22 protein-coding genes are annotated in these 25,620 nt (G+C 64.2%); 8 read left to right on the top strand and 14 right to left on the bottom strand.

The features are described 5' to 3' along the window. Positions 1-26: 26 nt before the first annotated feature. The 4 genes from K289_RS0103670 to K289_RS0103655 form a co-directional block, all read right to left on the bottom strand. Positions 27-2,732: a nitrate reductase gene (locus K289_RS0103670; RefSeq protein WP_027550233.1), complete on the bottom strand. Its 2,706-nt coding sequence runs from the start codon at positions 2,730-2,732 to the stop codon at positions 27-29. A gap of 16 nt (positions 2,733-2,748) precedes the next feature. After that, the gene (locus tag K289_RS43855) at positions 2,749-3,966 is read right to left on the bottom strand and encodes an NAD(P)/FAD-dependent oxidoreductase (protein ID WP_198024655.1); all 1,218 of its coding nucleotides are present in this window, start codon (positions 3,964-3,966) and stop codon (positions 2,749-2,751) included. 10 nt (positions 3,967-3,976) lie between these two features. Beyond that, a complete protein-coding gene (locus K289_RS0103660; RefSeq protein ID WP_027550232.1) occupies positions 3,977-4,405 on the bottom strand; it encodes a globin family protein in 429 nt (142 codons plus the stop codon). Positions 4,406-4,610: 205 nt separating this feature from the next. Continuing rightward, positions 4,611-6,014, bottom strand: a complete 1,404-nt coding sequence (locus tag K289_RS0103655) for an MFS transporter (RefSeq protein WP_027550231.1) — start codon at positions 6,012-6,014, stop codon at positions 4,611-4,613. Between the two features lie 94 nt (positions 6,015-6,108). Between K289_RS0103655 and K289_RS50155 the strand changes: the two genes are divergently transcribed. Further along, positions 6,109-6,321 (top strand): hypothetical protein, encoded by a 213-nt coding sequence (locus K289_RS50155; RefSeq protein WP_156917780.1) that lies wholly within the window; start codon positions 6,109-6,111, stop codon positions 6,319-6,321. 30 nt (positions 6,322-6,351) lie between these two features. Here K289_RS50155 and K289_RS0103650 read toward each other — a convergent pair whose 3' ends face one another. The 4 genes from K289_RS0103650 to K289_RS0103635 all read right to left on the bottom strand — a co-directional run bounded on the left by K289_RS0103650 (position 6,352) and on the right by K289_RS0103635 (position 10,695). Further along, positions 6,352-7,146, bottom strand: a complete 795-nt coding sequence (locus tag K289_RS0103650) for an ABC transporter ATP-binding protein (RefSeq protein WP_027550230.1) — start codon at positions 7,144-7,146, stop codon at positions 6,352-6,354. 12 nt (positions 7,147-7,158) lie between these two features. Further along, positions 7,159-8,055, bottom strand: a complete 897-nt coding sequence (ntrB, locus tag K289_RS0103645) for a nitrate ABC transporter permease (protein WP_027550229.1) — start codon at positions 8,053-8,055, stop codon at positions 7,159-7,161. A 60-nt stretch (positions 8,056-8,115) separates the two neighbouring features. Then, positions 8,116-9,432 (bottom strand): CmpA/NrtA family ABC transporter substrate-binding protein, encoded by a 1,317-nt coding sequence (locus K289_RS0103640; RefSeq protein WP_027550228.1) that lies wholly within the window; start codon positions 9,430-9,432, stop codon positions 8,116-8,118. A gap of 345 nt (positions 9,433-9,777) precedes the next feature. Beyond that, on the bottom strand, positions 9,778-10,695 hold the full coding sequence (locus K289_RS0103635) for a dioxygenase (protein WP_027550227.1): 918 nt from the start codon (positions 10,693-10,695) through the stop codon (positions 9,778-9,780). A 163-nt stretch (positions 10,696-10,858) separates the two neighbouring features. Here K289_RS0103635 and K289_RS0103630 point away from each other — a divergent pair, with 163 nt between their 5' ends. Beyond that, the gene (locus K289_RS0103630; RefSeq protein ID WP_027550226.1) at positions 10,859-12,133 is read left to right on the top strand and encodes a serine hydrolase; all 1,275 of its coding nucleotides are present in this window, start codon (positions 10,859-10,861) and stop codon (positions 12,131-12,133) included. A gap of 83 nt (positions 12,134-12,216) precedes the next feature. Here the strand turns inward: K289_RS0103630 and K289_RS0103625 are convergent, their stop codons facing one another. Beyond that, entirely contained in the window at positions 12,217-13,938 is a 1,722-nt protein-coding gene (locus tag K289_RS0103625) for a SulP family inorganic anion transporter (protein ID WP_027550225.1), read from the bottom strand. A 259-nt stretch (positions 13,939-14,197) separates the two neighbouring features. On the opposite strand from K289_RS0103625, the gene K289_RS0103620 reads away from it, so the two are divergent. Next, positions 14,198-15,706, top strand: coding sequence for a sensor histidine kinase (locus K289_RS0103620; RefSeq protein WP_027550224.1), 1,509 nt, complete (start codon positions 14,198-14,200; stop codon positions 15,704-15,706). A 53-nt stretch (positions 15,707-15,759) separates the two neighbouring features. On the opposite strand, the gene K289_RS43850 is transcribed toward K289_RS0103620, so the two are convergent. The 3 genes from K289_RS43850 to K289_RS0103605 all read right to left on the bottom strand — a co-directional run bounded on the left by K289_RS43850 (position 15,760) and on the right by K289_RS0103605 (position 18,691). Beyond that, positions 15,760-16,224, bottom strand: coding sequence for a DoxX family protein (locus K289_RS43850; RefSeq protein ID WP_051310482.1), 465 nt, complete (start codon positions 16,222-16,224; stop codon positions 15,760-15,762). 69 nt (positions 16,225-16,293) lie between these two features. After that, on the bottom strand, positions 16,294-17,655 hold the full coding sequence (locus tag K289_RS0103610; protein ID WP_027550223.1) for an MFS transporter: 1,362 nt from the start codon (positions 17,653-17,655) through the stop codon (positions 16,294-16,296). Beyond that, entirely contained in the window at positions 17,624-18,691 is a 1,068-nt protein-coding gene (locus K289_RS0103605) for an amidohydrolase family protein (protein ID WP_027550222.1), read from the bottom strand. The genes K289_RS0103610 and K289_RS0103605 overlap by 32 nt, the downstream gene beginning before the upstream one ends. Before the next feature lie 165 nt (positions 18,692-18,856). Here K289_RS0103605 and K289_RS43845 point away from each other — a divergent pair, with 165 nt between their 5' ends. Next, positions 18,857-19,411, top strand: a complete 555-nt coding sequence (locus tag K289_RS43845; RefSeq protein WP_051310481.1) for a MarR family winged helix-turn-helix transcriptional regulator — start codon at positions 18,857-18,859, stop codon at positions 19,409-19,411. Between the two features lie 21 nt (positions 19,412-19,432). Then, positions 19,433-20,650 carry a 3-hydroxybenzoate 6-monooxygenase gene (locus K289_RS0103595; RefSeq protein ID WP_027550221.1) on the top strand — a complete coding sequence of 406 codons (1,218 nt, stop codon included), beginning with the start codon at positions 19,433-19,435 and terminating at the stop codon, positions 20,648-20,650. A 39-nt stretch (positions 20,651-20,689) separates the two neighbouring features. On the opposite strand, the gene K289_RS0103590 is transcribed toward K289_RS0103595, so the two are convergent. Both K289_RS0103590 and K289_RS52150 read right to left on the bottom strand, forming a co-directional pair. Further along, a complete protein-coding gene (locus tag K289_RS0103590; protein WP_082908102.1) occupies positions 20,690-21,421 on the bottom strand; it encodes a cytochrome c biogenesis CcdA family protein in 732 nt (243 codons plus the stop codon). 205 nt (positions 21,422-21,626) lie between these two features. Then, positions 21,627-22,178 (bottom strand): hypothetical protein, encoded by a 552-nt coding sequence (locus K289_RS52150; RefSeq protein WP_245283840.1) that lies wholly within the window; start codon positions 22,176-22,178, stop codon positions 21,627-21,629. A 160-nt stretch (positions 22,179-22,338) separates the two neighbouring features. Here K289_RS52150 and K289_RS0103580 point away from each other — a divergent pair, with 160 nt between their 5' ends. From K289_RS0103580 to K289_RS0103570, 3 genes are all read left to right on the top strand, one after another. Continuing rightward, positions 22,339-23,385, top strand: a complete 1,047-nt coding sequence (locus K289_RS0103580; protein WP_027550218.1) for a LysR family transcriptional regulator — start codon at positions 22,339-22,341, stop codon at positions 23,383-23,385. Between the two features lie 28 nt (positions 23,386-23,413). Continuing rightward, a complete protein-coding gene (locus K289_RS0103575; protein WP_027550217.1) occupies positions 23,414-23,785 on the top strand; it encodes a helix-turn-helix domain-containing protein in 372 nt (123 codons plus the stop codon). Positions 23,786-24,166: 381 nt separating this feature from the next. After that, a complete protein-coding gene (locus K289_RS0103570; protein ID WP_027550216.1) occupies positions 24,167-25,513 on the top strand; it encodes a murein L,D-transpeptidase in 1,347 nt (448 codons plus the stop codon). Positions 25,514-25,620 lie beyond the last annotated feature (107 nt).

The raw sequence follows: 25,620 nt of genomic DNA, 5'->3' as shown, positions 1-25,620 counted from the left end.
GCAATGACGATGGGACGGAGGCGCGCCTAGCTCGCCGCGCCCGCGAGCTTCGCTTCCTTCGCGGGCGCACTCTCCGCGGCCGCAATCAGCCGCTTCAGCTCGGGAATGCACGAGCCGCAATTGGTGCCGGCCTTCAGCTTGGCGCCGATCTCGGCGGCCGTGCGCGCGCCGGCCGCGATGGTGTCGCAGATCGTGCCACGACCGACGCCGAAGCAGGCGCAGACGATGGGACCGCTCGAGGCTGTGCCCTCGGTGGATTTGCCCGACAGCAGCAGACGGCGTTGCTCGTCGGTGACGACATCGGCCGCAAACACGCTCTTCACCACCTCCCAGTCGCCGGCATCATGCGCCGGGCCGACGAACAGGCATGTCTCCATGCGCTCGCCCGCAAACGAGGCCGCGCGATAGACCCCGCCGCCGAAGTCGCGGTACTCGGCGACATCCTCGCCGGCGACGCCATCGAGCCACGCCGGCCAGCGCGCGAGATCGGCATTGTCGGCGAACAGGTAGCCGAAGCCGCCGGCGATGCTCACCCGGCTCCACCACAGATGCCCCGGGAGATCGAGCTCTTTGCGCGAGAGCGCAAAGCCGCGGAACACGTATTCATACGGCGCGATGGCGGCTGGCGTCGCCTTCGATTCAGGCTGGCCCGAGAACGGATCGTTGAACGACTGCACCAGCGCACCGACGCGGCCGTGCGAGGTGTTCATCGCACTCCAATGGATCGGCGCGAACAGCGCGCCGCGCTGCTGACCCTCGCTGACGACGACCTTCAGGATGCACTGGCCGTAATCGGTGGTGATGCGCGCGAAGCCGTCATGGACGATACCGTATTTGCCGGCATCGTCGGGATGGATCTCCACGAACGGCTCGGGCAGATGCGCGCCCAGCCGCTGGCTGAGGCCCGTGCGCGTCATGGTGTGCCACTGGTCGCGGATGCGGCCGGTGTTGAGCCGGAGCGGCCGCGACGGGCTGGTCTCGCTGCGCAGCGACGGCACCTCGGGCGCGACGAAGCGGCCCTTGCCGTCATTGGTGAAGAATCCGCCGCCCGCGAAGAAGCGCTCGCCGGAAGCCTGACCTTCGCGCGCCGGCCACTGCACAGGCGTGAGCGTATCGAACGCTTCATTGGAGATCGACTTCAGCGCGCCGATGTCGAAATCGCGGCCGCCATCGTTCTCGAAGGCCGAGAGCGCGGCGTGCTCGCGGAAGATCTCGGCCGCCGATTTGTAGTTGAAGCTGTCGCCGAAGCCGAGGCGCTTGGCCACCTCGCTCAGGATCCACCAGTCCGGCCGCGCCTCGCCCGGCGCCGGCAGGAAAGAACGCTGGCGCGAGATGCGCCGCTCGGAATTGGTCACGGTGCCCGACTTCTCGCCCCAGGCAAGCGCGGGCAGCAGCACGTGCGGCCTGGCCTCGACCGTGTCATTGGAGAGCACGTTCTCGGACACCACGAACAGCTCGAGCTTTTTCAGAGCCTCGCGGACCATGTCGGCGTCCGGCAGCGACACCGCCGGATTGGTGCCCATCACCCACAGTGCCTTGACCTCACCACGGTTGATGGCCTCGAACAACTGCACCGCCTTCAAGCCCTCATGGGTGGCGATGCGCGGTGCCTTCCAGAACCGCCGCACACGGTCGATCTCGGGCGGCGTGAAGCCCATATGCGCGGCGAGCTGGTTGGCGAGACCGCCGACCTCGCGGCCGCCCATCGCGTTCGGCTGGCCCGTGAGCGAGAACGGCGAGGCGCCGACCTTGCCGATGCGCCCCGTGGCGAGATGGCAATTGAGAATGGCGTTGACCTTGTCGGTGCCCTGCGCCGACTGGTTGACGCCCTGCGAGTAGAGCGTGACGACGCGCTCCGTGTCGCGGAACATCCGGAAGAAGGTCGCGACCTCCTGTTCGGACAAACCGGTCGCGAGCGCGGTCGCAGTGACGCTGCCAGCGATGCTGCGCGCACGCGCCAGCGCGTTGTCGAAGCCCGAGGTATTCTGCTCGATGTAGTCCTTGTCGAGTGCGCCGTTGTCGGCGAGGTGAACGAACAGGCCGGAGAACAGCGCGGTGTCGGTGCCTGGCTTCAGGCCCAGGAACAGATCGACGTCGCTCGCCGTGTCGGTGCGGCGCGGATCAATCACGATCATGCGCGCGCCACGCTCCTGCCTGTTCCCGAGCATGCGCTGGAACAGCACCGGGTGGCACCACGCCGCGTTCGAACCAACGAAGACCAGAAGATCGGCCTGGTCGAGATCCTCGTAACAGCCGGGCACGGTGTCGGCGCCGAAGGCGCGGCGATGCCCGGCAACGGACGACGACATGCAGAGCCGCGAATTGGTGTCGACATTCGCCGTGCCGACAAAACCCTTCATCAGCTTGTTGGCGACGTAATAGTCCTCGGTCAAAAGCTGGCCGGAAAGATAGAACGCGACCGCATCCGCGCCATCACGCGCAACGATGTGCTGCATGCGGTGGGCGACATGATCGAGCGCATCGTTCCAGGCGACGCGTTCGAGCACGCCCTTGCAGCGGATCATCGGATGGAGCAGCCGGCTTTCGAGCCCGACGGTCTCGCCGAGCGCGGAGCCCTTGGAGCACAGCCGACCAAAATTGGCGGGATGATCGGGATCGCCCGAAATCGCCGCGCCACCTTTGCCGTCGGGCGTCGCCAGCACGCCGCAGCCGACGCCGCAATAGGGACAGGTTGTTCGGGTTGCACGGAGCGTCGGATCGATCGCCGTCATGGTCAGGCCCGCCCTATCAAGCCGCTTTGGATGGACGCGCCAGCGCGCGGCCGAACATCATGTCGGTGCGGATGGCCGTGATCTTTTCGCGGGTGCGGATCAGTTCGAGATACCAGAGCGCATCGACGGTATCGCCGATCAGCACGGCGCCGGTCAGCCGGCCGTCGGCGATGACGAGCTTCTTGTAGGTGCCGCGCTTGACGTCGGAGAGCACAAGGCTCTCGCTGCCCTCGCCGCCGATGAAGTCGCCGGCGGAGAACACGCTGACGCCGGACACCTTCAGATTGGTCGAGACCACGCTGCCCTGATAGGCCGCAGGCCGGCCGGCGAGATGCCGCGCCAGAACGCGCGCCTGCTCATAGGCCGGCTCGACCAGGCCGTAGCAGACGCCGCGATGCTCGGCGCATTCGCCGAGCGCGAAAATGTCGGGCGAAGCCGTCTGCATCACGTCATTGACGACGATGCCACGGTTCACCGCGATGTCGGCGTCCTTGGCGAGCGCGATATTGGGCCTGATGCCGGCGGCGAAGATCACGGCGTCGGCCTCGATGCGGCTGCCGTCAGCGAGCTCGACGGCCTCGACATGGCCCTCACCATGGATGCGGGCGGTCGAAGCATTGAGCATGACGCGAACGCCCTTGCGCTCGACCAGCCTCTTGAGCAGGTCGGCGGCGGGCAGATCCAGCTGGCGCTCCATCAGCCGGTCCATCAGATGCAAAAGCGTCACCGGCGCGCCGGCCTTGGCAAGACCATAGGCTGCCTCGAGGCCGAGCAGGCCGCCGCCGATCACGACGACACGCTTCCTGGCGGCGGCGAGCGTCAGCAGCAGATCGACGTCGCGGCTGTCGCGAAAGGTGTGCACGCCGGCAAGATCGGCGCCGGGCACGTTGAGCCGCAGCGGCGTCGAGCCGGTGGCCAGCACGAGCTTCGAGTATTCCATGCTCTCTTCGCCGGCGATCTTGAGCTCGCGGCGACCGGTGTCGATCTCGGTGACGCGATAGCCGTAGCGCACCGTGACGCCGCGATTGCGCCACCAGTCGGCGGGCCTCAGCTCGATCTCGTGCGAGCCGGTCTCGCCGGCCAGCACGGAGGAGAGCAGCACACGGTTGTAAGCGAGCCGCGGTTCTTCGCCGATCACGGCGATGGCGTAGCGGCCGAGCGCGGTCTTGGCGAGTTCATCGACCAGCCGTGCGGCCGCCATACCGTTACCGACGATGACGAGCGGTTCACTCACGAGGCATCTCCTATTCTGCCGCCTGTGGCTGCGCGCCATAGGCCTCCGAGATCATGAAGCCCGACAGCACGCCGTAGGCGTCGGTCCAGGCTTTCGCGACGTCCGGCGTCCAGGCCTCGCCGAGGCCCTTCTCCAGCGTCCACAGCAAGGTGGCGCCGACCACCGGATAGTGCTCGGCCTTGGCTCCGTAGGCGACGTGACGCTTGGCAAGCATTGAAGCCGCGGGAAGAATCGATTCGAGGTTCGACAAACCGCTCACGACAGCAGCGAGCATGCCCATCAGCTTCTTGCGCTGCTCGGTCATGTCTTCGGGAAACATCGCACGCACGGACGGCGCGACCTCGAACAGACGATCGTAGAACAGCACCGAGGCTGCCTCCGAAATCGGCGCGACCTTGGAAAAGCTCTGCTGGACGAGGTTGATCTGTTCGAGCGTCATGATGTTCTCCTGTCTGTTTCGGTTTGCTTTTGTCCGCGCCGTTGCGGAAAAAGTTCATGGGTCAAACGTCATCAGAGAGACTTCTCCCCGCGTACGGGGAGAAGCGAAATTCGTACCAACTCTATTGTCTGAGCATGATCTCCGCGCAAACGCGTTCCGCGTTTGTCGCGAGGGAAAACCGCTGCATACTTTTCCGGATCATGCTCTACACCCGCGCTTCGGCGAGGCTTGGCGCGCCCTCACGCTGCGGGCCGCGACGCAGGTAGAACCACCAGGTCAGGCCGAGGCAGGAGGCGTAGAAGGCGAGATAGATCGCGAGCGCGACCTGAGGGCCGCCGGTCATGGCGATCGACTTGCCGAAGCCGCTCGGGATGAGGTAGCCGCCGACGGCGCCGATCGCGCCGATGAAGCCGACCGCCGCACCGCTCTCGATGCTCGCCGTCTTCAATGCGAGCGCGCGTGCCGCATCACCCTTGCCGCGGACCTTGAATAGATTCTCCTCGCGGAAGATCGAGGGGATCATGCGGTAGGTCGAGCCGTTGCCGATGCCGGTCGTGACGAACAGGATCAGGAACATCGACAGGAAGCCGGTGAAATCCTTCTGCCCGACGAAGTAGAGCACGCCGATCGTCGCCGCCGCCATCGCGATGAAGTTCCAGAAGGTGATGATGGAGCCGCCGACCTTGTCGGCGAGCCAGCCGCCGAACGGGCGCGCCAGCGAGCCGACCAGCGGCCCCAGGAACGCGATCGAGATCGTCATGGCCGGGAACTGCGTCTTGATCAGCAGCGGAAACGCAGCGGAGTAGCCGATGAAGGATCCGAACGTGCCGATGTAGAGGTACGCCATGATCCAGGTATGCTTGCGCTTGACGATCGCGAGCTGGTTCTTCACCGACGACTTGGCGGAGGTCAGGTTGTTCATGAAGAACACGGCGCCGAACACCGCGATCGCGATCGGCAGCACCCACATCAGGCCGGCGTTCTGCAGGAAGATGCCTTCGACCGGCGTCGCCTGGAACAGGTTGATGACGCCGAGCGTCATCAGGATCGGGGTCAGGAGCTGCACGCTCGAGACACCGATGTTGCCGCCGGCGGCGTTCAGCCCCAGCGCCGATCCCTTCATCCGGTCCGGGAAGAAGAAGGAGATGTTGGTCATGCTGGAGGCGAAATTGCCGCCGCCGAGGCCGGCCGTCGAAGCAACCAGCAGCATCAGCCAGAACGGCGTGTCGGGCTGGCTCACGAAATAGGCCAGCGACAGCGTCGGGATGAACAGGATCGCAGCACTGAAGATGGTCCAGTTGCGGCCGCCGAAGGTCGTGACCGCGAAGGTATAGGGGAAGCGCATGAAGGCGCCGATCAGGCCGGGCACTGCGACGAGCTGGAACAGCTGGTCGGTGGTGTAGTGGAAGCCTGCCTGCGGCAGCTTGGTGGTGACGATGCTCCAGATCAGCCAGACCGAAAAGCCGATATGCTCGGCCACGATCGACCAGATCAGGTTGCGTCGCGCGATAGTCTTGCCAGTCGCATTCCAGAACGCCTCGTCTTCGGGGCGCCAGTCTGAAATCCACGTCGGACTTGAAGCCGGATTTCCAGTCGGATTCGTCGTCATTGATAATCCCTTCTAGGCTCACCGCTGCGTCGTTGCAGGCTCCCTCCAGCCATGGAGGCGTGCTCCGAGGCTTCACCCCGGTGGCGAGTTCACGATGCTGATTGATGATGTTGAGGGACGTCGTCGTTGGCGTCGCAAATTGACATTTCAATTTCCGTGCCAACTGCCAGCGATCTGGAAATACAGGGATTTCAGCGCGTTATTCGCATTGCCCGAAATTTTTGCAGGCCTGTTTCGCACGCTAATTTTGCGATTCGCTCAATCTTTGTGCGGCGCACAAGGATTGAGCGAGGTGTCGATTATTTAGGCGCGGACGTTTCGCGCATTAACCTTTGGTTTACGCGGCCTCTACGAAGCGATGACGCTCATAGAGGAACTCGAGCACGCGCTGCCGGCACTTCAGATAGGAGGCATTGGTCGCAAGCTCGAGCCGCTTGCGCGGGCGCGCGAGCGGCACGTCCAGCACCTCGCCGATCCGCGCCGACGGGCCATTGGTCATCATCACGATGCGATCGGACAGCAGCACGGCCTCGTCGACGTCGTGGGTGATCATCAGGATGGTGTTGCCGAGTTTCTGATGCAGCGCCATCACGGAATCCTGAAGATGCGCGCGGGTCAGCGCGTCGAGCGCACCGAAGGGCTCGTCGAGCAGGAGAACCTTTGGCTCCATTGCGAGCGCGCGGGCAATGCCGACGCGCTGCTTCATACCGCCGGAGATTTCCGAGGGCCGCTTGTCCTTCGCATGCGCCATCTGAACGAGATTGAGATTGTGCATGACCCAGGCCTCGCGCTCGGCCCGCGTCTTGGTCTTGGCAAAGACCTTGTCGACGCCGAGCTTGACGTTCTCATAGACGGTCAGCCACGGCAGCAGGCTGTGGTTCTGGAACACCACCGCGCGATCGGGCCCCGGCGAGTTCACCTCGCGGTTCTCGAGCAGCACGCCGCCGGTGGTGGCACGGGTCAGCCCTGCGATGATGTTGAGCAGGGTCGACTTGCCGCAACCGGAATGGCCGATGATCGAGACGTATTCGCCCTTCCCGATGGTGAGGTTGATGTCCTTCAGCACCTCGGTCGTGGCATTGCCGCGGGTAAAGGTCTTGTCGATGTGGTCGAGCTTCAGATAGGCGGTCATGTGCCCTCTCCTTCAGTTCTGCGCGGTGCCGCGGGTGACGATCCTGCCGAGGCCCGCGATCAGGCGGTCGAGCACGAAGCCGACGATGCCGACATAGAACAGCGCCAAAATGATCTCGCTGATATGCGAGGAGTTCCAGGCGTCCCAGATGAAGAAGCCGATGCCAACGCCGCCGATCAGCATTTCGGCCGCAACGATCGCGAGCCACGACAGGCCGATGCCGATGCGAAGCCCCGTGAAGATGTAGGGCGCGGCCGCCGGGATCATGATCTTGGCGAAGAACTCGAGCGGATTGAGCTGGACCACGGCGGCGACGTTGCGATAGTCCTGCGGGATGTTGCGGATTCCGACCGCGGTGTTGATGATGATCGGCCAGATCGAGGTGATGAAGATGACGAAGATCGCCGACGGCTGGCCGTCGCGGAACGCCGCGAGGGACAGCGGCAGCCAGGCGAGCGGCGGAATGGTGCGCAGCACCTGGAACAGCGGATCGAGCCCGCGCATCGCCCACACCGATTGCCCGACCAGCACGCCGAGGGCGATGCCGGCAACCGCGGAGAGCGAATAGCCGAAGGCGACGCGTTGGAGACTGGCGGAGAGATGCCAGAACAGGCCCTTGTCGATGCCGCCATGGTCGAAGAACGGATCGAGGATCAGCTCCTTGGTGTCCTTGAACACCTTTGACGGGGGCGGCAACGTCGAGCCGGCGCGGCGGCAGACGAGCTCCCATACCAACGTCAGCAGCGCGAGCACGACGAGCGGCGGAATCACGCGGACGGCAGCCTCCTTTGCCATCCGCGCGTAAGCCTCGGCGCGCGGCGGTCGCTTCGGCATTATCGCAACGACCGGCGCGGCAGCGCCCGCAGGGGTCGCGGTCTCAATGTCCATCTTCGTGGCAGGCATGTTCATCGCAATCTCTCTCCGGCTTCCCAAGACGATGCGGCCGCCTGACGGCGGCCGCGGGCTCCATCAGACTTCGACGCGCTTGATCGCGAGCGACTTCAGATAGGCAGCCGGATTTTCGGGATCGAACACCTTGCCGTCGAAGAAGGTCTCCTTGCCGCGCGAGGTTGAGGCAGGGATCTCGGAGGTTGCTACGCCCAGCGTCTTGGCCGCGTCCTTCCAGAGGTCCTCGCGGTTGACCTTGGCGATCAAGGCCTTGCTGTCGAAGCCAGGCTCGTACTTGCCCCAGCGGATGTCCTCCGTCATGAACCAGAGATCGTGGCTCTGGAACGGATAAGACGCCTGATCCTTCCAGAAGCGCATCTGCTGCGGCGAGTTCTCGACGACGCGGCCGGTGCCGTAGTCGAACTTGCCCTTCATGCGGTCGGTGACGTCCTCGACCGGACAGTTGATCCACTGCCGCTTGGCGCAGATGGTCGCGGCCTCCTCGCGGTTCTCGGCCTTCTCGGCCCACTGCTGGGCCTCCATCACCGCCATCAGCAGCGCCTTCGCCGCCTTCGGGTATTTGTCGACCCAGGCCGCGCGCATGCCGAACGACTTTTCGGGATGCTTGTCCCAGAGCTCACCGGTGGTGATCGCGGTGTAGCCGATCTCCTGGTGGATGAGCTGGAGGTTCCAGGGCTCGCAAACGCAGAAGCAGTCCATGGTGCCAACCTTCATGTTGGCGACCATCTGCGGCGGCGGCACGACGATGGTCTCGATGTCCTTGTCCGGGTCGATGCCGCCGGCGGCGAGCCAGTAGCGGATCCAGAGATCGTGCGTGCCGCCGGGGAAGGTCATCGCGGCCTTCACCGCCTTGCCGCTAGCCTTCTTCTTCTCCAGCGCGACCTTGAAGGGTGCAGTGTCGATGCCGACCTTGACGTCGGCATATTCCTTGGCGACCGAGATGCACTGGCCGTTGAGGTTGAGCCGCGCCAAAATGTACATCGGCGTCGGCTGATTGTTCTGCGTCACCTTGCCGGCGGAGATCAGATACGGCATCGGCGTGAGGATGTGCGCGCCGTCGATGCCGTTGCCTTCCGAGCCGAGCACGAGATTGTCGCGCGTCGTGCCCCAGGAGGCCTGCTTCTGCACCTCGACGTCGGGCATGCCGTATTTGGCGAAGATGCCCTTCTCCTTGGCAACGAACAGCGGGGTCGCGTCGGTGAGCGCGATGAAGCCGAGCTTGGCGCCCTTGACCTCGGGGCCAGCGTCCTGCGCGAACGCACCGGCGGGGAAATTCAGTTTGGCGGCGGCGAGAAGTGCGGCAGTGCTGCCGGTCGCCTTCAATAATTGACGGCGGCTGAGGCCAGTCTCCGAGGGCCGGCGAATGCGCTTGGTCATGGGTCGTGTCGTCCTTTGCGTCGTTGCAGGAAATGAGTGCGTCAGTGCACACGAGCCCCCTTGTCCGGTGACGCCGCCGTTGGCGCATGCGAACGCATGACGGGAGGGACCCCGTCGCGGTGGCGTCGGCAAATCGGATGAGAGGTCTCGCGGGACGGCATCAATGGCGTCGGCACAAACTATTCAAGCTTTGTGCCAAGGCGATCGACGAAAATATCGTATATATATCAATATATTACAGCGACGGAACGGATTGTCGCAGGCCGCCTTCCGCACGCGGAACTTGCGGCCCGCCCAATTTTTGTGCGCCGCACATAAACTAGGCAGGCGCTGGAAATGCCTTCGTCAGGCGTGCTCCTCGACCTTCACCCCGAGCGGCCTCGGAGCCTGGCCGCCGCCCGGCTTGAGGTGGAATTCGTAACTCATCAGATGCCAGCGCCCGTTGGCTTTGGTGCCGTCGGGCATCGCCGCGTCGTCACGCGGCTCGACCTTGGCGATGAGGTCGTCCTTGACCCCGAACACCACGTCGGAATCGAGATATTTGTCGCCGCCAATGAAGACGTGGGTAATCAGCGGCTCAAAGCCCTTCGCATTCACCAGGAAATGCACATGCGCAGGGCGCATCGGGTGGCGGCTGGTCTGCAGGATCATCTCGCCGACCGGACCATCGGTCGGGATCGGATAGCTGCACGGCAGGATGGTGCGGAAGAAAAAGCGGCCGTCGCTGTCAGTCACAAAACGCGCCCGCGCCGTAGCGCCGACCTCGTCATAGTTCGGCTTCTGTGAATCGTAGAAGCCGTCGTCATCCGCATGCCAGACGTCGACAGGAACGCCCGCGAGCGGCTTGCCGTGGAGATCGGTAACGCGGCTTTGCACGAACATCTTCTCGCCGGTCAGGTTGTTCGGGGAGATGTCGGTGCCGTGCGCGGTCATCTTGTGCTCGCCGACATAGAAGGGACCGAGCACGGTGGTCTGGGTGGCGCCCTCGCGATCGCGATGGTTGACGGCATCAACCAGCATGGAGACGCCGAGCACGTCGGACAGGAGGATGAATTCCTGCCGGGTGTCGGTGCATTTCTGGCCGGTGCGGGTCAGGAAGTCGATCGCATACTCCCATTCCTCGAAGGTGAGACCAGTCTTGCTCACGTAATCGTGCAGCGACTTCACCAATTCCTGGAGCAGGAATTTCGCGCGGGGGTTCGGGGTATCGTCGAAGCTGCTGATGACGGCTTCGGTGAGTTCGGTCTCGTTGAACTGGGTCATAGGCTGCCTGCTCCCGATTTTTCTCGTTAAGCCCGGCGGGCTCCTTGGAGGCGTTCCAGCATGGACCCTACACCAGCCGCCCCGGCCGCGTTAAGCGCGACCGGGTTGGAATGGAGCCGCCATTTCGGCTATCAACGTCCAACAAAACCGCCCGGAGGAACTGATGCTCGCCCCAACCCCCGCCTCGCCCGAATCCGTCGGTATGTCCAAGGCCGCGCTCGACCGCGTCGATGCGCATCTGAAGAACCGCTACATCGATGCCGGCCGTTTCCCGGGCACGCATCTCCTTGTCTATCGTCGCGGCAAGGTCGCGCACAGCTCGGTCCAGGGCTTTGCCGATGTCGCGCGCAAGGTGCCGGTCAAGGACGACACCATCTACCGCATCTATTCGATGACCAAGCCGCTCACCAGCGTCGCCTTCATGATGCTGGTCGAGGAGGGCCTCGTCGCGATCGACGAGCCCGTCGCCAAATACATTCCGGAATGGAAGGATCTCGGCGTGTTCGTCGCCGGCACCGCGCCGGCCTTCCTGACCCGGCCGCCGACCCGCCCCATGCTGATCGTCGACCTGCTGCGCCACACCTCCGGCCTCACCTACGGCTTCCAGCAGCGCTCCAACGTCGACGCCGCCTACCGCACCGAGAAGATCGGCGAGGTGGAGAAAGCCGGCACGCTGCAAACGATGATCGACGGGCTGGCCAAGATTCCGCTGGAGTTCTCGCCGGGCGAGGCCTGGAACTACTCGGTTGCGACCGACGTGATCGGCTATCTCATCGGCAAGATCTCGGGGATTCCCTTCGAGCAGTTCCTGAAACAGCGCATCCTCGATCCGCTCGGCATGACCGACACCGATTTCCACGTGCCGGCCTCCAAGGAGCACCGCTTCGCGGCCTGCTACTCGGCCGATCCGGGTGGCGGCATGACCTTCCATGCCGGCCAGCGCCGCGAAGGCCTGACGCTCCAGGACGATCCGGCGACGAGCTCGTTTCTGTCGCCGCCCACCTTCATCTCAGGCGGCGGCGGCCTCTGCTCGACCGTCGCCGACTATCTCACCTTCTGCCGCGCGCTCATAAATGGCGGCGAGCTCGGCGGCGTCAGGCTGATCGGACCGAAGACGCTGGCGTTGATGACGACCAACCACATTCCGGGCAATCGCCACCTGCCTGAAGTGTCGCGCTCGCTGTTTTCGGAAGCCACCTACAACGGCATCGGCTTCGGCCTCGGCTTCGCCGTGACCATGCGCCCGGCCGAGACGCTCATCGCCGGCAGCCCCGGCGAATATAATTGGGGCGGCGCGGCCACGACCTCGTTCTGGATCGATCCGGCCGAGGAGCTGATCGCGATCTTCATGACGCAGGTGCTGCCGTCGAGCGCGTATCCGATCCGGCGCGAGCTGCGCAGCATGGTCTACGCCGCGATCACCGAGAGCAATCTGTAGGCCCACGACCATGGATCACGAAAACGGTCTCGGCGCCTCGGCGCCGAGACCGTTTCGCACACGCTCCAAACACGGCAAATTGCCTAGCCGTCGGTTCGGTCCTCCCAGTCGTCCCACGTCACATTGTTGATCGCGAGATAACGAGAGACGGCGACCCCGATGGTTGGAAAGAAGTAGCTTTCGCCAAGCTGCGCGAACAAGCCGAACTTCTTCAGCTTGTCCTTGACCGGATCCTTCAGTTCGGCAAAGCACAACTCTATGCCCTGCGCGTGCAGTGCCTGATCCAGTTCGGCAACGACATCGCAGGCCGTGACGTCCACACTGGTCACCGGCTCCGCCGCGACGACCAGCCAGCGTACTTGTGTTGGCGATGTCGCGACCGCATCCAGGACACGTTCCTTGAAGAATTCAGCGTTGGCGAAGAACAGCGGCGCATCCCACCGAAACAGGACCAGCCCGGGGATACGGCGCGCATCCGGGTATCTCTTGATGTCGTGATAGCCTTTGACGCCTTCGGCGCGTCCCAATACCGCGGAGTGAGGACGCCAGCCATCCCAGAGAAACTCGACGATGGCGATTGCAATCGCCAGACCTATTCCCGGAATCACCCCGAGCACTGCGACGCCGACAAAGCAGACAACCGCCAACCAGAATTCCCAGCGCTGAATGCGATAGATTCGTTTGAGGTCCGCGATCTCGACGAGGCCGATCGCGGCGGCAATGACCACGGCGGCCAATGCCGCGCTGGGCAAATGCCGAAGGAGATTCGGCGCGACGAGCAGCAGCGCAGCGATGGCAAGCGCGCCAACGACGCTGGTGAGTTGGGTTCGAGCGCCGGCAGCTTCCGCAACGGGCGTACGCGAGCTGCTGCTGCTGATCGCAAAGCCCTGAAAGAAACCGGTCGCCAGATTGGCGGCACCAAGTCCCACCAGTTCCTGGTTCGGATCGGCCCGCGCTCCCAATCTCGCGGCATAGGCACGTGACAGCACACTCGTATCGGCAAACGACACCAGCGCGATCGCGCAACCGCCGATCAGCACCGGGACCACATCGCCGTAGCCGATCCAGGGAACGACGAACGCCGGCAGCCCCTGAGGAAGAGGACCCACGACCTTCAAACCGTAAGCCGCTCCGAGATCCAACGCACCGACAACGACCGTTGCACCGACAACCGCGATCAGGATGCCCGGGAGTCGCTTGCTGTTCTTGAGAAGCAGGATCACGGCCAATGTGGCCAGCCCAACCCCGAGCGCGACCCAGTTTGTCCGTCCTTCGAGGATGGCACCGCCGATTGCCCCTAGTTTTCGCAGGGGCCCTTCGCCCTCGATGGAGAAGCCGAAGAGTGTTGGCAGTTGGCTGATCAAGACGGTCAGCGCTATTCCGTTCATATAACCGTAGCGGATCGGCTTGGAGAGAAGCTCGGTGACAAAGCCCAGGCGCGAAAGACCCGCTAGGATGCACACGATCCCCGAAACGATCGCCATCATGCCCGCAAGCGTTGCGGCCCGCAGGGGATCGCCGCCAGCCAGCGGAGTGACGACGCCCAGGATGATCCCCACAAGAGCCGAGTCCGGGCCCAGGACGAGTATGCGGCTTGGGCCGAACAACGCGTAGACCAGCAGCGGCACGATCGTTGCGTAAAGACCGTAAATGCCGGGCAGGCCAGATGCCACCGCATAGGCGATTCCAACCGGAACCAGCATTGTCGCCAGGACAATCCCGGCGAAGATATCGTGCGGAAACCACGCTGCCTCATACCGACGAAGCGCCTCCAATCCTGGCAGCCGGTGGATCCAATGCTTCATTGGCGGGTCTCTCCCAAATCCGGATTGGGCTTGTCAGCCGCGAGTCGCGAGTTGGCCGCAATTGGCGGACCGGAATCCACTATAGGCCATGTCGGTCTGGCATGTTGAATCACGGCGTCGCAGTCGAGTCGTCGACCGGCGCTTTTGCAGTGCAACTTGAGCGTCGTCCACGCGATCAAAATGCGGGGTGGCACAATCGCAGCGCTGCTTTATGCTCCGCCCATTCGGCGCCGTCGCGCCGGAGCTAGGGTATCTGCGTTTGTCTAAGCTCACCCTGCCGGTCCGGCTCGCTCTCCTGGTCGCGGGAACGACGCTGCCGCTGATCGTCTTTGCCGTCGGCCTCGCCTACTACAACTACCAGCAGGATCGCAGTGATGCGACGCGCCGGGTGTTTGAGACGGTCCGAAGCATGCGCCTCGTGCTCGACTCCGAGGTGCAGCGGATGACCGGCGGATTGCAGGTGCTCGCGCTCAGCGACTCCTTGCGGAGCGGCGACTTCGACAGCTTCAGGCGCCTGGCCGACGGCTTCATCACGCAGTACGGCGGAGACAGCGTCCTGCTCGTGGCCGACAGGTCCGGACGCCAGATCTTCTCGACCCTGACGACCGACACGGCGAGCCTGCCGCCGCGCAACAATCACGAGATCGTCGAGCGGGTCTTTGCGAGCAAGACGCCGCAATATTCCGATCTGTTCATCGGCTCGGCCAAGAAGCGCCCGATCGTGACGGTCGAAGTGCCCGTGCTACGCAATGGCGAGGTCGTCTATACGCTCTCGTTCAGCCCGCCGATCGATGTCTTCCAGCAGCTTGTCGAGCAGCAACGGCCCGACGATGAGTGGACGGTTTCGCTTCTCGACACCAAGGGCATCGTGTTCGCGCGCGCGCCCAACCCGGCGGAGACGTTCGGCAAGCAGGCCTCACCCTCGCTCTACAACGTGATGTTTCGCGCGAGCGAAGCCACTCTTCCGACGATCTCGCTCGACGGTGTCGCGCTCGCGGCCGCCTATGCGCGCTCGCGGCTGACCGGATGGACGGTCGCCGCCGGCGTCGCGGAGAGCTCGCTGATCGCGCCGCTCTGGCGCAACATTGCGATCACCGGCCTGATCGGCGGCGTGCTGCTCCTGATCGGCCTCACCTTCGCGGTGCGCATGGCGACCGCGATCGCGCGCGCCGAGATGCTGCATAACCTCCTGATCGAGGAGCTCAACCATCGCGTCAAGAATACGCTGGCGCTGATGCAGGCGATCGCGGTGCAGACTTTCCGCAGCGCGAGCCGGGACGAGCGGACGAAGTTCGAGGGTCGTCTTGGCGCGCTCGCCGAAGCGCACAATCTGCTCAGCCAGGAGAAATGGCAGGGCTCGGAGCTGAAGGACGTGCTCGACCGCGCGCTGCAGCCCTTCCTGCTCACCAGTCCCGGACGCATCCGGATGGCCGGCCCCGCGGTGCCGCTGTCGCCGCGGCTTGCCGTGGTGTTGTCGATGATCGTGCACGAGATCGCCACCAACGCCGCAAAATACGGCGCGCTGTCCAACGAGACCGGCAGGGTGACGCTCGACTGGGAGGTGACCTCCTACACGCCGAAACCGCAGCTCCGCCTGATCTGGACCGAAGCCGGCGGCCCGCCGGTGACGGCGCCGGTGCAGCGCGGTTTCGGCTCGCGCCTGATCGAGCGCAGCGCGCGCGACCAGCTCGGCGGCGAGGCAACCGTCGACTTCTTGCCGCGCGGCGTCGTCTACACCATCAGTTGCACGCTGGACGAGGCGCGGTAGGCGGACTGAAGGGAAAAGCGGATCATCACCATTCGCACGCACATCCTCGGAGATCAGGAGAGTCCAGGCGCACCTTTTGGACCGAGCTTGATGGCCGTCTGCACGGCAAAGGCGCCCGGCCCGTAGGTCGCGATCATCGCAAGAGCCCCGAGCAGGCCGAGATTCTTCAGGAAGTTGACGGTCTGCATCACGACTTGCGCCTCCGGCGCGGCCCAGAAATTGTGAAACATCAGCGTGGCGGCGATCGTAAACGGGAACAGGACCATCGCCGCCTGGCGTGCGAACAGGCCGAGGAGCAGGGCCGCGCCGCATCCGAGCTCGACCGCAACTGCGCCTGCGGCAAGGACGACGCCAAATCCGTCGGCGCCGCCGGGAAGTCGACCGGCAGTCACGGCGAATGCCATCACCTTCCCGATGCCGCTGTAGAGAAACAGCGGTGCGATCGCAGCGCGTGCAAACAGAAGTACCCAGGCATCTGGCGAGTTCGCAGACGCGACGGAGCGGGCGGATGTCGGCATGTCAGATCTCCTCTGGTGAAGTCTCGTTGCTGTAGGTGTGCAGCGCGTTGCTGCTGATCGGCGTGACCATCATCCCTCGGCTGGCGCAACATCGGCGCTCGGCAGACGATTGGCCGCGGCGAGGCCCAGCGATCCGATCGCCAGCGCGCCGACGATGGACGCGCCGCCGATCGCCCAGAACACGGCGTCGGGACCGCCGGTGACCTGCTGCAAGAGCCCGATGACGTAGGGACCCAGGATCGCTCCGACCCGGCCGATGCCCAATTCCATCCCCACGCCGCTGGCGCGGAAGCAGGTCTCGTATGAGCCGGCCGTGAAATTGTTGAGGACGTGCTGCGCGCCGATGATGCAGAAACCCGCAACGGCGACGATCGCGAGATTGACGCCATGGCCGCTGACGAAGACGAGCGCCAGCACGGCAATCCCGCCACTCATCCACCATGTCGCAAGATATCGGGGCGTCAGCGCAAAATTGCGGTCGGCCAGCATCGCGAGCGTCAGGCCGCCGATGAAGGACATCGCCTGCATCAGGGCGCCGAAGCCGAAAGAGGCTGCAAAGGTCTCGCCGCGCTTCAGCATGACCGTCGGAATCCAACCCGTGAGACCGAAGATCGCGAACAGGCTGAGGAACGCCGTGATCCAGATGGTCAGGGAGACACGGCGATAGCGCGGGCTGAGCAAGGCACCGATGGTGCTCTGCGGGAGCGTGCCGTCGACTGAGGCGAACGTCGCAGTCTGATAGACCGCCGCCCGCTCCGGCCGCAGGCGCGCGAGCAACGCGCGCAATTCAGGGACACGCGACCGGGCCGCCAGGAAGCGCGGGCTTTCCGGCAGAATGGCGTGGGCGACGAAGGTCAGCGGGATCGAGAGCGCGCCGACGTAATAGAGGATTTGCCAGCCGTGCTGCGGCGTCAGGAACACGCCGACGAGACCGGCGGCGACACCTCCGAGCGACCAGCCCAGCGTCACGCCCCACAGCGAGAAGGTGTTGCTGACGCGCTTCGGCGCGAGCTCGTTGATGAAAGTCGTCCCTAACGGCAGCAACACGCCGAGGCCAACCCCGGTGACGAAGCGCAAGGCACAGTAGCTCCAGAAGTCGCTCGCCAACATCGCGGTCAGCAAGGTGAAGACGTTGACGATCCACAAACCCGCGAGCAGCGTGCCGCGACGGCCGAAGCGGTCGGCGACGCTGCCGTGACCGATCGCGCCGAACAGGAATCCGACGAGACCCGAGCTCACCAGAAACCCCGCCTGGCTTGGTGCGAGCCCCCAGGGCTGAACCACGTAGTGGATGACATAGGCCGGATTGAAGGTGTCATAGCCGTCGAACAGCGTGATGAGTGTGATGAGGATGCCGAGCAGCTTGTGGAACGGGCCGATCGAAGCGCCGGACAATTCATCATGCACGTCGATTTCGGACGAGATGCTCACGGGTTTCCTCCATTGAAATTGATGACATCTTCTGCTCTGCGGCAGATTGGATTGATGCGTCGCCGAGCCCGAACAGGGCGCGCGCGTTGTCGCAGCCGATCTTGAGGCGGTCGCCTTCGGAGATCGTCGCGGCGTCGAACCAGTCGGCGGCGTGGTCGATGTTCTCGAACGGCCAGTCGGCGGAGAAGAGGATGCGATCGGCGCCGATCTCGAGCATTGCGTCGATCAGCGCCTGGGTGCGGAAGTTGCCGGACGTGGTGATGTAGAAATTTTCACGAAAATAGTCGGCGATCTTGCGCCGCGCCGGATAAGCATTCTGGGTCCGCATCCACTTGTTGTGGTTGTCGACGCGCCACATCGAGTAAGGCAGCCCCTCCCCCATGTGGCCGAGGATGATCTGCAGCCGCGGGTAGGCGTCGAACAGGCCGGAGCCCATCAGGCGCAAGGCATGCACCGCGGTCTCCTGTCCGAACGCCCAGGTCGGGCCCAGCAGCCAGCGATGGCCCTCGTAGATGGCCGCGTCCTTCGCAAGCGGATTGCGTGGGTGCAGATAAAAGGGAACGCCGAGACGCTCGACCTCCGACCAGAACGGCCAGAACTCCTTGCGATCGTAATAGATGGCGTGATCCGTACCGGCGAGCTCGCTGAAGCCGTTGACGAGCGCGCCGCGGAATCCCAGGTCACTGACGCAACGATCGAGCTCGCGCGCAGCCGCGTCAGGATCCTGCATCGGCAGCGCGGCGAGGCCCTGGAAGCGGTCAGGCCGCCTTGCGACCTGCTCGGCGAGAAAATCGTTGGCACGGCGCGACAGATCGATCGCACGGTTGCGGTCGGCAATCGCCTGGACCGCCGGCGCATTCAGCGACAGCAGCATCATCTCGATGCCGTGGGCGTCCATCTCCGCGAGCCGGCGGTCGTGGATGTCGAGCAGCCGCGCCTTCAGCTCGATCCAGTCCTCGGCCGGGGCAAATCCCGCGCTGTCCTGGACGGTGCCCTCCATCGCGAAATGCTCTTCGAGCGCAATCTTGCCCTGCATGACGTCGTTCCTTCGGCTTTGCTTTCGGCGTTGACAAAGCAAAGCATCGGGCGCAAATACTTGTCAATGAGAAAGTTGCATTTGCAAATGATTGATATGCAAATATTGTGCATGCGAAGGTTGGCGCTTATTCCGGGCGGAGATCTCCCGTCAGGACCCAAGCCCATGTATCGATTTTCGAATTCGCTTCCCTATCTGCTCGCCCGGCTCGGCGTGCGCATGGGCGACCTCTTCGCGCGCGTGATCCGTCACGAGAACTTGACGCTTCCGATGTACCGCGTGCTCGCCGCTCTGTCGGAGCAAGGCCATCCGTTGCGGCTCGGAGAGATCGCCGAGCTGACCTCGGCCGATGTGTCCACCCTGTCGCGCATCGTCGCGGAGATGAGCCGCGCGGGCCTTTTGACACGCGACCGGCCCGAGAACGACCAGCGCAGTCTCCAGGTCGTCCTGACGCCCAAGGGCGCCGAGCTGGCGGCGCGGCTGATGCCGCTCGCCGCCTATTATGAAGAGGTCGCGACCGGCAGCATGTCCGCCAAGGAAGCGGCAGAGCTCAAGCGCGTGCTGGTCGAACTCTACAAGAACATCGACCGGCTCGAGCAGGAAGTCGAAGCCGGATTGATCAAGGTCCCACCGCCGGCGCGGTCGAAGGAAGCCCGCGACGAGCGGCCAGAGGCGAAAGCCAGGACGAGCCAGCAGCGCGGCAAGACATCACGAAAATAGGGAAACGACCGAGGAGAGGCCATGCGACAGCATCCCATCATCATCGCAGGCGGCGGCATTGGCGGGCTTGCAGCCGCAATCGCGCTGGCGCGGAAGGGGTTCCAGGTCACGGTCCTCGAGCGCGCGTCGCGCTACCAGGAGATCGGCGCCGGCATACAGCTCGGTCCCAACGCATTTCACGCCTTCGATCGCCTGGAGCTCGGCGATGCCGCGCGGTCGATCGCCGTCTTCATCGACCAGCTCCGGCTGATGGATGCGATCTCGGCGGAAGAGATCACCAATATCGATCTGACCAGCTATTTCCGCCGCCGCTTCGGCAATCCCTATGCGGTGGTCCATCGCGGCGACCTTCACGGCATCTTCGTCCGCGCCTGCGAGGAACATCCCAATGTCACCTTGAGGACCGACTGCGACGTCGTCGGCTTTGAGCAGAGCGGCGCACGAGCCACGGCCCTGCTCAAGTCCGGCGAGCGCGTCACCGGGTGTCTACTGATCGGTGCTGACGGGCTCCGCTCCCGCATTCGCCAGCAGATGGTCGCCGACGGCGCGCCGCGGATCGCCGGGCACACCACTTATCGGTCGGTCATCCCGACCGAGCAGATGCCGGAGGATCTGCGCTGGAACGCGGCGACGCTGTGGGCCGGCGCCAAGTGCCACCTGGTGCATTACCCGCTGTCGGGCTGGAAGGTGTTCAATCTGGCGATCACCTGCCACAACGACCCGGTGGAGGCTTTCGCGGCCAGGCCCGTGACCCATGAGGAGGTCCTTGAAGGGTTTCGCGACGTGCACCCCCGCGCCAAGGCGATCATTCATCACGGAAGGGACTGGAAGGCGTGGGTGACCTGCGACCGGGATCCGACCTATCGCTGGATCGACGGCCGCATCGTCCTCCTGGGCGACGCCGCGCATCCGATGCTGCAATATTTTGCGCAAGGCGCCTGCATGGCGCTGGAGGATGCGGTATGCCTTGCCGAAGAACTCGACGACACGGAAGGCGACGTCGCCCACGCCCTGGAGCGATACCGAAATGCCCGGCTGCTGCGCACCGCGCGGGTCCAGCTTCAGGCCCGGGAACTCGGCGATCACGTCTACCATCCGGCCGGGGTCCACGCGCTCCTGCGCAATCAGCTCATTCGCGACACCAGCCTGGAGCGCTTCTGCGAGAACCTCGCCTGGCTCTATCAGGACCCGTTCTCCGCACGGCCATCAGACGCCGGAAGGAAGATCGCGCAGGCTTGAGGCTGGCACGTGCGCGATCGGCAAGCGTCTGATCCGGCGCTAGCCGAAGGTCTGCAGCACGGGAAACGTCTCGAGCAGCCAGATGCTCATGTTCGAGACCGCACCGGTGAGGAACGCGATGCCGGTGATCACCATCAACACCCCCATGGCGCGCTCGACATTGACGAGCTGCCGCTTCATGCGCGCGAACAGTTTCGAGAACTGCTCGATCATCAAGGCGGCGATCAGGAAGGGAATGCCGAGGCCTGCGGAATAGACCGCGAGCAGGCCCGCGCCCTTGGTCACCGTCGCCTCGGCCGCGGCGATGGAGAGGATCGCGGCGAGGATCGGGCCGATGCAGGGCGTCCAGCCGAAGGCGAAGGCGAGCCCCATGACATAGGCGCCCCAGAGCCCGACGGGCTTGGGAATCGGCAGCCGGCCTTCGCGCATCAAGAAGCCGATGCGGGTCAATCCGAGGAAGTGCAGACCCATCACGATGATGACCACGCCGGCGAGGATCGAGAGCTCGGCCGACCAGGCCCGGATCAGCCCGCCGACCAGCGAGGCGCTGGCGCCGAGCGCGACGAAGATCGTGGAGAAGCCCAGCACGAACAGCAGCGCCGACATCATGACCGCGCGCTTGGAGGCCGATGCCGGCTCCTCGCTCTCGACATGCTCGATCGTGGCGCCGGTCAGGTAGATCAGATAGGGCGGAACCAGGGGCAGAACGCAAGGGGAGAGAAAGCTGACGAGGCCGGCTATCAGCGCCGCCGGGATCGAAACATTTTGCATGATGCAGTCAGAGCCATTTCAGCCCTCGGGGCGCAGCGCGCGAGGACTGCGCGAGGCCGGGGCCGGACGGCTCAGGTGTAGCCGATGCCGGGGAATGCGCAACCGAGGCGCAGGAAAACCAGGCTCCTCCCGATGCCGTCTGTGATCACAGGTGCGGCATCGGGACGCACACAAATCTCGCAAAAACGAGACTGGGCGGCGCGGGTTATTTCACCACGCGGAGCAGCGGACGCCGGGGCTGGTCCTGCGTCTGCTTGGAAGGCGGCGGCGGTTCGCTTGCAGCGCTCCGCACCATTTCGTCGCACAATGCCCGAAGGTCGGCATTGTCAATTCCTTTGAGTCTCATCCGCAAATCGAGGATGACGATCGAGAGCAATTCGGCCGTCTCCCGGCTGTTGCTCTGGTTGAGGACCTTGCGGCATTCGTCGAGCGTTTCCAGCACCGACTGCAATTGTTCATCTAAATGCGACACCGGCGTTCTTTCCGTTCGTTCGGCCTGCGAGAAGCGATGGCAACGTTCCCCTCGGCCCCCCATACCAGGGTGAGGATAGCACGGGGATTCCGCGCCTTCGAACACGAATTCAGCGCGTTCCAGGCCTGAAACCGGGGTTCCGTCCAGAGCACCCCGCCATGTGATGGGCGAAAATCGAACCAGTATCGCGACGCCGGACCGGTCGCGGCGCAGTGGCCGCCCTTCCGGATGGAATCCGCTCTCCTCGCAGCCATCCCAAGGCTCGCAACGGAACGCACGCGACACCCCTCTTCCGGACAACAGCCTGCCCGATTCCCAACCCCGAGCGCACTCAAATACCACTCACGGCACAATAACGATGGCGTTTAAAAGTCGCCACCCCGCAACCCGCCGTGGTTGTGGTTTGCTTAAGATTCTGCCAGTTTAGCGGGCCGGAAGGACTTGTATGCACCTCTTGGCGGAAAGGGGCGTTCCTCTGGAGGAACGCCAAAAAGCAAATCTCGGCGGCCTCTCGGATTGGGATGCAGCCCGGATATTCCTTGAAGTTGTCCGTTGCGGCAGTTTCCGCTCGGCGGCCGAACGACTTTCGTTGTCGATCAACGCCGTCCGCCGGCGAATCGACGATTTCGAGCGCCAGACCGGCATCACCCTGTTCACCCGCGACGTCCACGGCACGCATCTGACCGACGAAGGCGCGCTGGTGGTCTCCGCCGTCGAGCGAATGGAGGCGGCGACCTTCGACGTTCTGCGCGCCAGTGATTCGAAGGCCAATGCTCTGTCGGGCGAAGTGCGGGTCGCCGTCACCGAAGGGCTCGGGACATTCTGGCTCGCCCCGCGCCTGGTCGAATTCCAGCAAACCTATCCGAAGATCCTCGTCGACCTGCATTGCGCGATGCGTTCGGCCGACGTCTCGCGCCACGAGGCCGACGTCGCCATCCATCTGTCGCGCCCCTCCGCGCTCGATATCAAGCTGGTGCGGCTCGGCCGCATGCATCTGATGTTCTGGGCCGCGAAGCAATACGTCGAGAAACATGGCGCGCCGCAGACGGCGGCGGAATTGATCAAGCACCGCCTGGTGCTGCAATTCGCCGATCAGATCGCCGCCAAGGAAACTTTTGAGAGCTTCTTCCCGGGCGTTCCTGAACGTGACCTTCTGGTCATGAAGACCAACGTCTCAAGCGCCAACTATTGGGCTGTCGCGAACGGCGCCGGAATCGGCGTATTCCCGAGCTACGCCATTGCGCTTGGCGGGAAGTTGACTCCACTGGAGGTCGCGCTGAACAGACCGCTGGATATCTGGTTGTCCTACCACCCCGGTAGCGGCCGAATCCCGAGAGTGCGGCACATGATTGACTGGCTGATCGAAGCTTTCAATCCGGCACGCTTCCCGTGGTTTAAGGACGAGTTCGTGCATCCGCATGAATTCAAGGACTTGTATATGGGCGAACCCCTGACCCAGCTCTTCGGGGGATTTTCAACCGAAGAACGGTGAGAACACTATGAAAGCAGCGGCAAAGAGAATGAAGCAGCGCAGCGCTGGCAAGCCGGACATCGAGCTTGGCAAACGGATTCGTCTGCGGCGTGTCGAGATGAAGATCTCGCAGGCCGAACTGGGCGAAAAGCTCGGCGTCAGCTTCCAGCAGGTCCAAAAGTACGAGAAGGGCGTCAACCGCGTCGGCGCGGCTCGGCTTCAGCAGATCGCCGGCGCCCTTGATGTGCCCGTCACCTTCTTCTACGACGGCGACAACAAGGCGCGCGAGGTCGAGAGCCTGCTCTTCCTCGACAGCGCCTTCAGCCTGCGGCTGCTGCGCGCCTACAGCAAGATCAAGGACCAGACGGTGCAGCGTCAGCTCGTCTCGCTGATGGAATCGATCGCGGCAAACGAAGGCTGAGATCGACCAGGTCTGGCCATCAGAGCCGATGTTCAATCCGCCGCGCGCGGGGGCGCGGCCGGATTGAACGAGACCCTGGCTTGCGCGTGACGCGCAGGCTCCGCTTTTTCGGGGCGGCCTGACCGCCCTTTTTCTTTTTCCGGCATTCCGCCTGCCATTGCACTCGCAGTTTTCGCGAACCGAGTCGGGCTCTGCCGCGACCTAATCGGGGGCCCCGAACGCAGCGGGCCCGCGCTGCGCACGCTTAATCGGACCGCAACCCGCATGCCCTAGCCTCCCGGTAGCTTCGCCATCCGGAGCATCGGCCGGTACGGTGCGGCGGATCTGCACTATCTCGCGAGCGCCCCTCCGGGCCTCGTTCTCATGGGGAAGACCAGACACATGTTGAAGCGCCACGCCGTGATCGTTGCCCTTGGCCTGTTCGCGAGCGCCCCGGCGCTGGCGCAAACGGAGACGACCGGTCAGGCCGGCCCGAGGCCTGCGAGCCCCGGCACGGTGCCTGCGGCCGCCAATCCGGCCCACGCGCCCGCGCCGAAAGCTGCCGCATCGACATCCGCCTCGACGCCGGAGAGCCGCTCGGCCGCGGCGCTCGCGCTGACGCACGAGCCGACCTATGACGAAGGCACTGCGCAGCGGATCAAGGACGCCGCGCTGAGCTATTCCGATCTCGCGGTCCGTGGCGGCTGGCCGACGATCCCTGCAGATGCGAAATTCGCGCTTGGCGTCCAGGGCGCCAACGATGATCTGCTGCGTAAGCGGCTGATCGTCTCCGGCGACCTCGCCGCCGACAAAACGAGCGGCGCCTTCGACCAGGATCTTGCCGACGCCGTGAAGCGCTTCCAGGTGCGCCACGGCCTCGCCTCGACCGGAACGATGACGCCGCGCACGATCGCGGCCATGAACGTGCCCGTGCAGAAGCGCATCCGCCAGTTGGAGGCTTCGCTCGAGCGGCTCGAGAACATCAACTTCGCCTTCGGCCAGCGCTACGTCGTCGTCAACATCCCCGCAGCCTTTGCCGAAGCGGTCGAGAACGACGTCGTGGTGCGGCGCTATCGCGTGATCGTCGGCAAGACCGAAAAACCGTCGCCGACGCTCACCGCGTCGATCAGCAGCGTTGTCCTCAATCCGACCTGGACGGTGCCCTCCTCGATCGCCAAGACCGAAATCTCCGCGCATATGCGTAAAGATCCGAGCTACCTGTCGCGCATGCACATGGAGGTGCTCGATGGCCACGACAATCCGATCGATCCGCATTCGGTCGACTGGTCGGGCACTCACACGCCGAATTTCACGGTGCGGCAGCAGAACGGCACGTGGAACGCGCTCGGCGCAGTCAAGATCGACATGCCGAACGCCTATTCGGTCTACATGCACGACACCAACCAGCGCAACCTGTTCAGCGACGACTACCGCTTCGACTCCCACGGCTGCTCGCGCGTCGACAATGTGCGCGATCTCGCCGCCTGGCTGCTGAAGGATCAGCCGAAGTGGAGCCGCGCCGCGATCGACGCGGAGATCGCTACCGGGCAGCATCAGGAGGTCGCCATGGCGAAGAAGGTGCCGGTGGCCTGGATCTACCTGACAGCGTGGATGACCAAGGACCAGACCATCCAGTTCCGCAACGACATCTATAACCAGGACGAACAGTTGCTTGAGGCAACCGCCGAAGAGGCGGCGTTCTTCAGCAATGCCGCCAACCATCCGCTGACCGCGCACATGGCACAGTAGGACGGCTCACCAGGCATGCAATCGCGGCACAGGCGGATGCAAAGCTCATCGCCTTGCCGCGGTTGACCCTGACATCGCGTCAGCCGCACATTGCGCTCCTCAACGAG

The organism is Bradyrhizobium sp. Cp5.3 (assembly GCF_000426265.1).
Lineage (GTDB): Bacteria > Pseudomonadota > Alphaproteobacteria > Rhizobiales > Xanthobacteraceae > Bradyrhizobium > Bradyrhizobium neotropicale.
Note: the sequence above shows the minus strand (reverse complement) of the source record. Positions and strands in the feature narration are given on the sequence as shown.